At 55.4% G+C, this 12,237-nt stretch carries 10 protein-coding genes and 1 tRNA gene; all 11 read left to right on the top strand.

Going from position 1 to position 12,237, the window contains the following annotated elements; all coding sequences use genetic code 11:
• The first annotated feature begins 10 nt into the window (after positions 1-10).
• A complete protein-coding gene (locus tag M504_RS19515) occupies positions 11-355 on the top strand; it encodes a hypothetical protein (protein ID WP_047497557.1) in 345 nt (114 codons plus the stop codon).
• A 7-nt stretch (positions 356-362) separates the two neighbouring features.
• A complete protein-coding gene (locus M504_RS19510; protein ID WP_047497554.1) occupies positions 363-854 on the top strand; it encodes an OsmC family protein in 492 nt (163 codons plus the stop codon).
• A complete protein-coding gene (gcvPB, locus tag M504_RS19505) occupies positions 854-2,398 on the top strand; it encodes an aminomethyl-transferring glycine dehydrogenase subunit GcvPB (RefSeq protein WP_047497552.1) in 1,545 nt (514 codons plus the stop codon). Before M504_RS19510 ends, gcvPB begins: the two co-directional genes overlap by 1 nt.
• A 2-nt stretch (positions 2,399-2,400) precedes the next feature.
• A complete protein-coding gene (locus tag M504_RS19500; protein ID WP_047497549.1) occupies positions 2,401-2,676 on the top strand; it encodes a hypothetical protein in 276 nt (91 codons plus the stop codon).
• A gap of 15 nt (positions 2,677-2,691) precedes the next feature.
• A tRNA-Arg gene (locus tag M504_RS19495) sits at positions 2,692-2,768 on the top strand.
• A gap of 627 nt (positions 2,769-3,395) precedes the next feature.
• A complete protein-coding gene (locus tag M504_RS19490) occupies positions 3,396-4,355 on the top strand; it encodes a polysaccharide biosynthesis/export family protein (RefSeq protein ID WP_198137719.1) in 960 nt (319 codons plus the stop codon).
• Between the two features lie 39 nt (positions 4,356-4,394).
• Positions 4,395-6,704 carry a polysaccharide biosynthesis tyrosine autokinase gene (locus tag M504_RS19485; RefSeq protein WP_198137718.1) on the top strand — a complete coding sequence of 770 codons (2,310 nt, stop codon included), beginning with the start codon at positions 4,395-4,397 and terminating at the stop codon, positions 6,702-6,704.
• The gene (locus tag M504_RS19480; RefSeq protein WP_047497539.1) at positions 6,704-8,317 is read left to right on the top strand and encodes a lipopolysaccharide biosynthesis protein; all 1,614 of its coding nucleotides are present in this window, start codon (positions 6,704-6,706) and stop codon (positions 8,315-8,317) included. Before M504_RS19485 ends, M504_RS19480 begins: the two co-directional genes overlap by 1 nt.
• On the top strand, positions 8,314-9,630 hold the full coding sequence (locus M504_RS21610; RefSeq protein WP_052201096.1) for a glycosyltransferase family 4 protein: 1,317 nt from the start codon (positions 8,314-8,316) through the stop codon (positions 9,628-9,630). The genes M504_RS19480 and M504_RS21610 overlap by 4 nt, the downstream gene beginning before the upstream one ends.
• Positions 9,630-11,015: an O-antigen polymerase gene (locus tag M504_RS21605; protein ID WP_052201095.1), complete on the top strand. Its 1,386-nt coding sequence runs from the start codon at positions 9,630-9,632 to the stop codon at positions 11,013-11,015. Before M504_RS21610 ends, M504_RS21605 begins: the two co-directional genes overlap by 1 nt.
• Positions 10,999-12,237 (top strand): glycosyltransferase, encoded by a 1,239-nt coding sequence (locus tag M504_RS21600; RefSeq protein WP_052201094.1) that lies wholly within the window; start codon positions 10,999-11,001, stop codon positions 12,235-12,237. Before M504_RS21605 ends, M504_RS21600 begins: the two co-directional genes overlap by 17 nt.

Genomic DNA, 12,237 nt, shown 5'->3' with positions numbered 1-12,237 from the left:
GGGACAAAACATGGATTTAAGCAGCCTGCACGGTGAAGAGCTGTATGCCGTGGAATTTGTAGAGAAGCACCTGCAACTTCGCTTCGCGGACGACGCTTTGCTGACGTTGTACATCTGGCCTGAAGTCGCGGACGCCGATGGCATCTCCGTGGGCCATGGTCAGGCAGGTTATCGCGATGCGCTGTGCTCATTGATTGGTGAAACAGTCAGCGAGTCACAGTTCCACGACGACACGGCACTCACCGTGGAGTTTGAGAATGGCACCCTGTTGGCGTTGAGCCTACGGGACGAGGACCGGGACGCCGCCGATGCTGGCTCGTTCCGCAATATTGACGGCGAGGTTTTCGACTTCTAGGCAATCTATGAAGAACGAACATCACTACAACACGAGCATCGCCTGGACGGGCAATCGCGGCACCGGCACTTCGTCGTATCGCGACTACGCACGTTCTTACGATCTGAGCGCGTCGGGCAAGCCTCTTATCGCAGGCTCGTCCGATGCGACGTTCCGCGGGGAAGCCAGCAAATGGAACCCCGAGGATATGTTGCTCGCGTCGTTGTCCTCATGCCACATGCTCAGCTATCTGCATCTGTGTGCCGACGCAGGCATCTCCGTCATTGCGTACAGCGACAATGCCGAAGGCACCATGCAGTTGAATCCTGACGGCTCCGGACACTTTACCTCCGTCACGCTGCATCCGCAGGTGACCATCGCCGCAGGACACGACCTTACACAAGCTGACGCGCTGCATCATCGCGCGCACGAACTTTGTTTTATCGCCAACTCCGTCAACTTTCCCGTTGCGTGTGAAGCGACCAGCGCACACGCCGCAAACGATTCGAGGGACACCTAATGGCAGACACACCTTTTGTTGGTACGCCGCGCAAGGCCACCACGCATGTCAACCAGAACGAAGGCCTGATCTTTGAGAAGAGCTCGCCCGGCAAAAAGGCATATCGCCTCGATGCACTTGATGTTCCTGCAATCGATGCCGCATCCCTGCTCGGCGATGCAGTCCGCACGGACAACCTGGGTTCGATGCCGGAGCTGAGCGAAATCGAAATCGTTCGCCACTTCACCCGTTTGTCCACGTGGAACTACGCGATTGACCTTGGCATGTTCCCGCTCGGCTCCTGCACCATGAAGTACAACGGTCGCGTGAACGAAGCCGTTGCACGCCTGGAAGGCATTGCGGAAGCGCATCCCTACCAGCCGGAATCGCTCTCACAGGGCACGCTCGGCATTATGAAGCAGTTGCAGGACTGCCTCATTGAAATCACCGGTATGGACGCCATCACGCTGCAGCCCGCAGCCGGAGCACACGGTGAATTCACCGGCATCCTGATGATCCGCGCGTACCACGAGAGCAAGGGTAACGCCCGCAAGAAGGTACTAATCCCCGACTCCGCTCACGGCACGAACCCTGCCACAGCAGCCGTCGTCGGCTATCAGATCCAGAACCTCAAGTCGAACGCCGATGGTGGCGTGGACCTCGACGAACTGCGCCGCGCCGTGGATGAAGACACCGCTGCGCTCATGCTCACAAACCCTTCGACCATCGGCGTCTTCGAATCGCAGATCAAGGAGATCGCGGACATCCTCCATGCCAAGGGCGCGTTGCTCTATATGGACGGTGCGAATATGAATGCGCTCGTGGGCAAGACTCGCCCCGGCGACTTCGACGTTGACGTGATGCATCTGAACCTGCACAAGACCTTCTCCACTCCGCATGGGGGCGGTGGCCCAGGCTCTGGTCCGGTTGCATGCAAGGCGATTCTTGAGCCCTTCCTGCCTGCGCCAATCGTCGTTGAGAAGGCAGACGGCACGCTCACATTCGAATACAACCGTCCGCACACCGTCGGTCGCGTTCGCATGTTCTACGGCAACTTCGGCATGTTCGTGCGCGCACTCGCCTATACGCTCGCCAATGGTCCGGACGGTCTGCGCCTAACCACGGAAGATGCCGTGCTCAACGCGAACTACATCCGCGCCAAGCTTGAAGGTGTCTTCGATCTACCCTACAAGACCAAGTCAATGCACGAGGTTGTGTTCAGCGACAAGCTGCAGGCGAAGAATGGCGTTAAGACTGGCGACATGGGCAAGCGTCTCATCGATTACGGCTTCCACGCCTACACGGTTAGCTTCCCACTGATCGTGAGCGGCGCCATGATGATCGAGCCCACCGAAAGCGAATCGCGCGAGGAACTCGACCTTCTGATCGACGCGCTGCAGCAGATCGCACGCGAAGCCGCTGAGAATCCTGAGCTGGTAAAGACTGCACCGCACACTACGCGCATCCGCCGCCTCGATGAAACCGCCGCAGCCCGCAAGCCCATCCTCCGCTGGCAAGGCCCACCGGAAGATGTGGAGGCCGACACAGCCGCTAAGGAGTGGTAACCATGTCCGCCTTTTGGGATCACAAAGACGAACTCGAAAAGTACGAGTTCATGATGGGCGTCGAGCGTGGCCGTTTGGCCGTTGCCATGGACGTACTGACAGACGCGCTGGCCCTCGTGGGCCAGCACGGCGTCTACTGCACCTCAAACCGCAATCCAACGGTTCCCGCGCTGGACATTCAAGCCGTCATGCGTGGCATCAACGACGCCAAGGAACTCATCGGCTCCTCCATGGAAGAGATCCGCAAGAAGAAAGAAGCCGCTCAGCCCGCGGGATAGTACACTAGCACTCGAGCACCCGTAGCTCAGCTGGATAGAGCGGCAGCCTCCGAAGCTGTAGGTCAGAAGTTCGAATCTTCTCGGGTGCACCATAAATTTATGCTCCACGCGCCGACCTAAGAGGTACAGCTCGTGGAGCATCTTTCGTTTGCATCACCCCTCACCCAACAAACCCACCTAAGCGCCTGGGATCGAGCCGATTTCGATTACCACCTTCCCGTTCCGTCTGAAGCAGAAATAGGTTTCCTGCTCCGTGACAGCGGATAGTTTCCTGCCTCGTTTTGGGATTTTGATAAGAACGGACTCCGATGGCCTTGCACGCATTCTATGAACAGCGCGACTTCCTGGGCGGACATACACGACGCCCGTTACTGTCGTCATTTTTGTAATGACCAATACCGGACAGTAAAGGGTAATAATATGCAAGCTTTTGCATAAATCATGCAAAAGCTTGCATATTAACGTTCTTGATCATTTTCTCTAACTTTCATCGCACAGTGGACAAAAATGGCGCTGTGCAAAACGTGACAGTTTTTCCTGTTGACCTGATCGAACTTCGTAACTATTGAGTCGTTTATTGGCGCCGCTGCACCAATTGGTCGAACGCTTGCTTGTCCCAATTTGCCTGCCCAGGCTGGACTTCAATCCCCAAGATAGTCGAACGCGGGCTGATCAAGCCGTATTCCGACCCAAGGTCCGTTATGAGAGCCGCTTCTCTTGTGAGCTGGATTCTTGCAACGACCATGTGCGCATGGGGTCAATCTTCTACGCCACAGTCATCTCCTCCCGCTGATCAGACCAGCAAAGTCGATGGCAACACCGAGATCGTCGCAAGTGGAGACCAAATTCAGGTCAATGTCGATGATCTGGACGAGGTCCGTAACCTCAATGTCCGCATTGCTTCCGACGGAAATCTCGATCTTCCCCTTGTCGGCCTGGTACCGGTAGATGGACTGACCATCGCCGGATTACGTGCCAGATTGATCGAGCGCTACTCAAAATATGTCCGCCAACCCGTGATCACTGTGTCGGTGCTCAGCAGCCAGAGCAGGACGGTATCGGTGGTGGGTGAAGTAAATTCGCCGAGCGTGCAGCAAATTACCGGGACTCTAACAGTGGTCTCTGCCATCACGAAGGCAGGTGGAATACGGCCGGACGCCGGTCCCAAGGTCATCCTTACGAGAGATGCTAAGTCTGGTGTACTACCGCTACCGGGTGCCATCGTAACGCCCGACGGTCATTCGAGCATCGCTTTGTCTCTGGATGATCTTCTAGCGTCCAAGTCCCCTGAAAATAACATTCCGCTTCGAGCAGGCGATATCGTCTCGATTCCGAAGGGAAGCCTCGTGTATGTGATCGGCAACGTACACCGTGCTGGCGGCTTTCCGCTTCGTTCCAGTGGCAGCATTTCCCTGGTTGAAGCGTTGGCGCTTGCGGAAGGCTTGTCTCCCAATGCTCGCAGTCAGGATGCCAAGATCCTGCGCCTGGTGAACCCAAACGGCGAGAAACGACAGGAAATTCCGGTCAACATCAGCCAGATACTGGCCGGCAAGCAAGCCGATCCGATGTTATTCGCAGATGACATTCTCTTCGTGCCCAACAGCGCGGTTAAGTCCGGCGCGCGGAGAACTGCAGAAGCGATCCTGCAGGTCACAACCGGGGTCCTGATTTACCGCTGATTGGCTTTCTCAATCATGGGTGTGCGGCGGGGGGAAGACTTGAAACTACGACGCAGCGAAGGCGGAATCGAAACACGTCTTAGGTCGCAACATAACCGCGACCTTTCCTGGCACAATTCCGAGGATGATCCATATTCGCCCGACTCTCAGTCGGAGGAACATCATCAACCGAGTATGCCGGCGGAGTATCTTCAGACGGTATTGCGCCATCGTTGGCTCATCGCTGGCATCATGCTTGCGGGAGTAACGCTCAGCATACTTCTGCACCTGACGACTCAGCCCCTGTACCAGGCGCGTACCTCCGTTGAGATCCAGCCCATGAATAGTGACTTCATGGATGCTAAAAATGTCGCGCCCACCGCGACTTTACCAAGCGACATACTTCTCCAGACACAGATCAAGTTACTTAGTAGTGAGGCACTTTCCGAACGAGTGCAGACGCTTTTCAAGGGGGAGAGCCATCCTGACCTTGTCATGCAGAACGATTTGCTATCACGCTTGTTACGAGCGCTTCATCTGCGATCCGGCAGCGAGATCCCCTATGACGATCTCATTGAGGACACGGCCAAAAACGTAAAGGTTAAACCTGTTGGCATATCGCAGTTAATCGAGGTGACCTGCGGCTCCTGGGATGCCGCGTTCGCTGCACGTTACTGCAATGCTCTGATTTCAGAGTTTCAAGAGATCGATCTCGAAAGCAGGGGAACGCAGGCCAAACACATCAGCGATTGGCTTGTCCGACAGGCTGCAGATATTCGACAGAAGGCCGAAGAGTCGCAACACCGCTTGGAGATTGCCACTGGTGGCAATGGCCTTCTTCTCAATTCCCCTGCCGACGCTATGGGCGAACAACGTCTGCACGAGTTACAAACGGAATTAGTGCGAGCGCAGGCGGATCGCATGCAAAAACAGGCGGAGCTGGCCGAGATGCGCGACGGCTCTGCCGATGCCTCTCCAGATAGCCCAGCTTACATGGCCCTGAAGTCGCACTTATCCGACCTCCAGGCGCAGGAAGCGGCTTTGTCAAACCTCACGGACGCTAATCCTAAAATGATCCATTTGCATGCTCAGATCGCGGAGACGCAGCGGTCGATGGAACATGAGAAAAGTGTCACGACCTCGAAACTGCAGGAAGCATTCCAGGCTGCGAAACATCGCGAAGACCTCTTAGGAGCGAGTTATCACACACTGGAAGGCACTGTATCGTCCACCCTGGAGAAGAGTTCCGAAATCGAAATACTGCGGCGTGAGGTGCAATCGGAACAGCAGCTCTATCAGACGCTGTTGCAGCGTGCCAAGGAAGCCGGCTTTGCATCGGCCGTGCCTGCGTCTACGATTCGCATCGTCGATGCCGCACGGATTCCCAAGTTCTCCATCTATCCACAGCGTGGAATGAACGCCGTCTTTGGAGCGCTTCTCGGCCTTATCGTCGGCCTCGCAATCGCCTTCTTTCTGGAACGGCAAGTACCTCGGCTACGCTTGCCCGGTGACATCGGCAGGTTCATTAAATTGGACGAACTCGGCGTGATTCCTTCGCCGCACGCCGAACTCGAACTCGCTGCGCGCAACAAACCAGCTCTCCAGGACGCGCTCTCCCTCTCTCTCGCGCCTCTTCGCACCGGAGCTACACCTCGCGGTACCAGTACTGTGTGGCGGGATGAGGCACTTGTGGCGGAAGCATATCGGAACACCACGTTCTCGGTTTTGCTCTCACAACCAGATCGACGGTCCCGTGTCTTTGTTGTCACATCGCCAGAGGCAAGCGAAGGCAAAACCACAGTTGTAACGAATCTTGGCATTGCTCTCAGCAAAGCAAAGCTACGTGTAGCCCTGGTAGATGGCGATCTTCGTAAACCACGCTTACATGAAATGCTCGGCGTGGACAACAACAAGGGACTAAGGAACCTGTTGATCGATGGCGTAGCAGCTCACGAGGAGCAGCTGGACCAGTTCTGTAAGCAAACCAGTTACGAGAACCTCTTTCTCATTCCGTCCGGCACCGGTAAGGCATCCATCTCTGACCTGCTTCACTCCGCGCAATTGGATGTTTTGTTTGGAAAACTATCCAATGCGTTCGATGTAGTTCTGATTGACTCACCACCGGTGCTGCACATCTCAGATGCGCGCATCCTCGCGGGTCACGCCAGCCGCACCATACTGGTATTCCGTTCAGGCGTCACCAAGCGAGCGAATGCCGTCACGGTGCGCAACATGTTGCTGCGTGACCGTGTAACGATCGCCGGCAGCATTCTGAACGATTTCGATCCGAAGCGCGAAGGCCAGCGACAGTACTACAAAGGCTATTACGAATACAGCGGAACAGGCGCAGATCGCGAGGCGACTACTTAATGCCGAATGCGCTCGCAGAGGAACCCCTTCTTAGCGAAGAGCTGCTCACGCCGTTGCCTACGGCAGCGCGCAAAGGGATTCCTGCGGAGGTCGCGAAACACGTCGTAAAAGGCGTTTCTATATTGAGCGCCGCAGTCTTCATTGAGCGTGGAGCGACGTTCCTAGCGAACGTACTTGCAGTGCGCTTTGCTGGACCTGCAACCTTCGGCGCTTACTCGGTAGGCATCACGACCGCAAACAACATTTCGGTATACGCGGCGGGCGGAATTGGCACGACTGCAACACGCTTTTCAGGAAAGTATCCATACGATGGCGGCAGCTATCGTGTCTTCGCGCAGGTGATGGCTACCATCTCACTCTGCTCTGCTGCTTTGGCAGCACTGGCACTGTCGTTGGGCGCATCGCCTATCGCAACTCTCTTGCATCGGGCTGACCTGGCAGGGCTGTTGCGTATTGCGGGCATCACTGCAGCGGGCATGGTGTTGCTGGAATGCGCACGCGGATTCTTTGTCGGGCAACAACGCCTGGTCGCGCTTGCGGTTCTCTCACTGCTCGTCGGACTTGGCATGCTTGCACTGATTCCAGCCATGGCCATGACCGGGAACGCCAAGAGCATGGTGGCATCGCATGGAGCGGTGACCGTCGGCGCTGTTCTTTTGTGCTGCGTGATGGCGGCACGGCTGCACCTGCAACCCCCTACCGGTCATCAGGGAGGCATCGCATTCTTCCCCCTGATGCGTGAGGTGTGGAGCTACGGCCTGGTGCAACTTTCGGGACTCGTTAGCGCAAACGTTGCAGGATGGTGGGTTACCGCTCTGGTGGCGCGTGGTGACTCGACTCTCGTACAAATCAGCTTCTTCTCCATCGCAAGCCAGCTAAGAAACCTGATTGGCTTAATCCCCTCACTATTAACGGAGGGCAGTTTCTCTGCGATGGCCACACCCGGCGAAGGAACGGGTACGGCCCAACGCGTAATGATGGTATGCACTTTTGCCTCAACGAGCGTGAGCTTCGCAGTGGCTGCGATCACTATGGTGATTGCTCCACTTCTCTTGCGACTGATGTATGGGCCGGTCTACGCGAACGCTGCACTCGCGGTCAGCATTGCGGTGGGAGTAGCAGTCATTCAAATGGGAAACGCACCACCGTCAGCCCGCCTCAGCGTTGTTTCGATTCGTCTGACGGCTGTACTCAATACAGTATGGGCGATAACGACTGCGCTTCTCGGAACGGCCCTTATGTTGCATGGGGGCAACGCTGCTGAGGCCATGGCAGTCTTTCTTGCGGCACATATTCTGATCGCATTGTTAGTGCTGATTGCACTTTCACGCCACGATCGCCTTCCCCCTGGCATGTTTTCGATGTTCGTCATGAGCACTGCTGGGATTGTCTTTCTTTCACTACTAAGCGCGATCCGGGTCGCACACCCATCGAACAGCGCTTCCTTGTCCTTGCTGATGCTGTGCATCGTCGTAATTTGCACAGTGTTGCTGTACCGACTCGGCAAGAAACATGCCTGCCTACCCAGCCAGGCGATGCTGCAAAGTCTTCGCCAGCGAATCCTGTTTTCCCTACGTCGCCTCCCTCTCTTCACCGCAGGAGGCAGGCAATGAAGACCTCCTCCATCACTCCTGGCCCTGTAGAGCCGAGCAGCGTCAGATCTGGCAAAGTCGTCGTTGTACATAACGGCGCACGAGACCGCTATCAGGTGGCACTGGCACTATCAAAAGCAGGATTGTTGGAATGCCTGGTCACCGATTTCTTCTGGTCTGAAGAGACCACGTACGGTCGCATGTTGGCTGCATTGTTGCCGCAGCGGGTGCTTGCGATTCTAAGGCAGCGCAGCGCGCCGGGCTTACCGAAGTCGCAAGTCAAGACATGTCTCAGTGCAGGCATCGGCGGTTTTCTTTTGGATAAAGCCCGCTTTGTGCCCTTCAATGTGCGGCGTTGGCTCACGCGGAAGGCAGACGCTCGTCTGGGGCATCTCGCAGGCAATACGGCTGCGCGTCGTGGTGCGGAGCTGCTGAGCTATAGCTATTACGCATTCGATGCGTTTCGGGCTGCTGGACGAGCAGGAATCTTATTTCAACTGCACCCTCATCCGGAAACGATGCGCTCCTTGTTGCAAGCTGAGTTAGAGGCACATCCTGATTGCGCTCACTCGCTTCAACAGGAATGGGAACTAAATCTTCCCTCGGAGGACTTCGAACGACTGGTACGTGAAACAACGATGCCGCATACTTCTCTGGCGGCTTCTTCGTTCACAAAACGCAGTCTGCTGATGCATGGCGTAAAGGCGAATTCCGTACGGGTAGTGCAATACGGTATTGACCTTGAGAAATTTCGGCCCGATCTCACATTGAAGCGTGATGTCTCGAAACCACTACGTCTGTTGTTCGTCGGTCGTATCAATCAACGAAAGGGCATTAAGTATCTCTTAGAGGCTCTCGCTCTCCTTCCTGATGCGCCAATCGAACTTACGGTCTGCGGTCGCGTCCTTGATGGTCTTGAGCTGTTCAAGCAGGAAGCACGCCGCGTAACAGTTCGCGCATCCGTAAGTTCCGAAGAGTTGGTGAAGGCGTATCAGGATGCAGACTTGTTCGTGCTTCCATCCGTTGCTGAAGGCTTTGGACAAGTATTGCTTGAGGCGCTTGCATGTGGACTTCCTGTGCTGTCCACAACCAACACCGCGGCGCCAGATCTTATTCACAACGGCGTGGAGGGTTTTGTTGTCGATCCACGCAGTCCCGAACAAATCGCTGAGCGCCTTGCATGGTCATTAACCCACCGCGAGGAATTATTAGCCATGCGACTGGCGGCACGGTCATGTGCAGAGACCTTTCCGTGGTCGAGGTTTCATGAAGGCGTTGTGCGCTGCGTACGTGACGTTATGGCCAGCAATGCAGCATACGAGGAGGCAGCATAATGTTTGTCGCTCTTCTCGTTGCCACCGGCGCAATTGCTCTCATCGGCACCATCTGCGCGTTGGATGGAAGCCACGACATTTTTCATCCGCTCGTGCTCATCGGTCCCATGATGGCATTTCTATACACGTGGATGCCGTGGAAACTTTACGAGAATGACGGCCTATCGCGCTTCTTCGACAGTAACCAACTGCTGTTCATCGGTACCCTGAACCTGCTGGGCGTGATGGCATTTGTTGGCTGTTGCTTGTCTGTGGGTGTGCGATCCGTGCCCCGGAGAAACATCGAGCGAAGGCCGTCGCGTACCGTCGCCAGGCGTCTACTCTTTGGCGGATTCATCTCTGGCTCGATAGGTCTGCTTTGCTGGGCGATCACCATTGTCAACGTTGGCGGCTTCGTTAACGCCTTTAGCACGTCGTATGCCGGGGGATGGGACGATAGCGGCTACATCCGCGATGGCAGCCTCCTTCTGCTGCTGGGTGTGATGACGGCCCTACTGTCGCGGAGTGCGAATGGTCCTCGCATACCCGCGTACTGCATGTTGGTGATATTTGGAGTGCCGTGGTTGGCTTCTGCCGTTCTCATGGCGAGACGAGGTCCGACTTTCGAGTTGGCAGTCTTTGTTTTCATGAGTTGGTACGTGAATCGGAAGAAGCGACCTCCCGTCGTAGCGTTGGCTGTGGGCGGCGTCTGCCTTGGCTGGCTTGTTTTGTTTCTCGTAACAAACCGAAGCTCAATTTATATCGGTTCGAATTTGGATGTAAAAACGGATGTTAGCAACATTGTTGAAGCGCCGGACACAGGTAACGAGTGGATTTACGGCGGCGGTACAGTACTAAGTTCCGAACGGCGCGAACACTACTTCTGGATGCGCCGTTACCTTGCGCAAATTCTGGTGCGGCCAATTCCCAGTGCGATTTGGCCCAATAAATACGAGGACTTTGGCATCCCTGAATTGCTGCACAATGCCGGCACGGGAGAAGGATTTGGTGATGCCCTGGGCTGGAAGGGAGCAGACGGCTCCGCTCCGGGAATCGTGGCCGACCTTTGGGTTGAAGTCTGGTGGTTCGCTGTTCCCTTTATGGGCGTCCTGGGATGGTTCTACGGCTGGGTGTGGAAGAAAAGTGTCACCCAAGGCGGCTATTGGATAAGCCAGGCAATCATTCTTAACGCCATCTCCATTTATCTCGTAATGCAAACCATGGAAGCCGTTATCTTTCGAACGCTTCTTTTATCAATTCCAAGCTGGATGCTTTGGCGCTATGCAGAAACACACGCCGCGAAACATCTGAACAAGCGAAACGACTTCGCCGTAGTTCATTTCCTTCGTTTGCGAACTGTACAGAACACCCGGGATTTCGAGGTCAGCCATGCAAACGAAAGCTGAAGCATTCGACGCTAGCAAATGCCGCGCTGTCGTCATCTGGATCGACTGGTATTCGTACCACGTGGCTCGATTCAAAGGGCTGCAGGCTGCATTCGGTGTAAACGGAGAAGTTCACGGCATTGAGCTTGTGGGTGGAGTAGGTGTTCACAAGGGCTACAACTTTCGCGAAGGTGTTCAGGGGCTTCCTGTCGAAACTCTGTGCAGCACGAAGGGTTGGCATGATGCCAGTAAAGTTTCCCTGTCGATTGCGTTGGTTCGGCGGCTTTCGAAGTTGGGACCTAAGCTTGTCTTGATTCCGGGATATTACACGGTGCCTGCAATTGCCGCGGCGATATGGTGCAAAACAACTGGACGCATTAGCGTGCTGATGACCGAAACCACCGCGACGGATCATGTGCGCCACGAATGGCGCGAGAAGTTTAAGTCTCTACTGATTCGCTCGTTGTTTGATTGGGCGGTGACAGGTGGAGCAGCGCATGACCGCTACCTGTTACAACTTGGATTTTCGCAGCGGCGCATCGTGCACTTTTACGATGTGGTTGGAAACAGGCACATTCAGGAATCAGTGTCAGACATCCGTCTGAACTCTTCTCCGTTACAGCATGGACTTCCCAATCACTACTTTCTCTTCGTTGGTCGTCTGGCTCCTGAAAAGAATGTTATCGGTCTGCTGGATGCCTGGCTTGCCTATTGCAGTTGCGGCGGTAAGTGGTCACTCGTCATAGCGGGAGATGGTCCAGATGGTCCAGCCTTGAAGGAACGCCTGGAAACAAGCGTCTACAAAAATCGCGTTTGCTTTCTTGGACACCGCAGTGCGCGAGAGCTATTACCTGTATACGCCTTTGCATCAACGTTCGTTCTACCGAGCAGTCGCGAACCCTGGGGTCTTGTTGTGAATGAAGCAATGGCTGCCAATCTTCCGGTCATTGTTTCCAAACGTTGTGGATGCTCGGAGGATCTGGTTCGCCCCGGACAAAATGGCTTTGTCTTTGATCCGTCGAATCCCGACATTCTTACTGACCAACTGTTGCTGATGTCCTCTTATTCCGAACAAGAGCGAAACCGCATGGGGCAGGTTTCACTCACACTCATCGAACGCTACACACCACAAAACTTCGGCCAGCAGATCGTAGGCATCGCCGATGGATCTGCGCGCAGTCCGGAACGCAGTGCGAAGGTGGTGACCATCATGAGCGCGGCCACCAGGATCAACGGAGATTAA

Source organism: Terriglobus sp. TAA 43, from assembly GCF_000800015.1.
Classification (GTDB): domain Bacteria; phylum Acidobacteriota; class Terriglobia; order Terriglobales; family Acidobacteriaceae; genus Terriglobus.
Note: the sequence above shows the minus strand (reverse complement) of the source record. Positions and strands in the feature narration are given on the sequence as shown.

What these genes read in the sequence shown, in the direction of transcription:
- M504_RS19515 (WP_047497557.1), top strand. Translation starts at nt 11, where the DNA reads ATGGATTTAAGCAGCCTGCACGGTGAAGAGCTGTATGCCGTGGAATTT.
- M504_RS19510 (WP_047497554.1), top strand. Translation starts at nt 363, where the DNA reads ATGAAGAACGAACATCACTACAACACGAGCATCGCCTGGACGGGCAAT.
- gcvPB (WP_047497552.1), top strand. Translation starts at nt 854, where the DNA reads ATGGCAGACACACCTTTTGTTGGTACGCCGCGCAAGGCCACCACGCAT.
- M504_RS19500 (WP_047497549.1), top strand. Translation starts at nt 2,401, where the DNA reads ATGTCCGCCTTTTGGGATCACAAAGACGAACTCGAAAAGTACGAGTTC.
- M504_RS19480 (WP_047497539.1), top strand. Translation starts at nt 6,704, where the DNA reads ATGCCGAATGCGCTCGCAGAGGAACCCCTTCTTAGCGAAGAGCTGCTC.
- M504_RS21610 (WP_052201096.1), top strand. Translation starts at nt 8,314, where the DNA reads ATGAAGACCTCCTCCATCACTCCTGGCCCTGTAGAGCCGAGCAGCGTC.
- M504_RS21605 (WP_052201095.1), top strand. Translation starts at nt 9,630, where the DNA reads ATGTTTGTCGCTCTTCTCGTTGCCACCGGCGCAATTGCTCTCATCGGC.
- M504_RS21600 (WP_052201094.1), top strand. Translation starts at nt 10,999, where the DNA reads ATGCAAACGAAAGCTGAAGCATTCGACGCTAGCAAATGCCGCGCTGTC.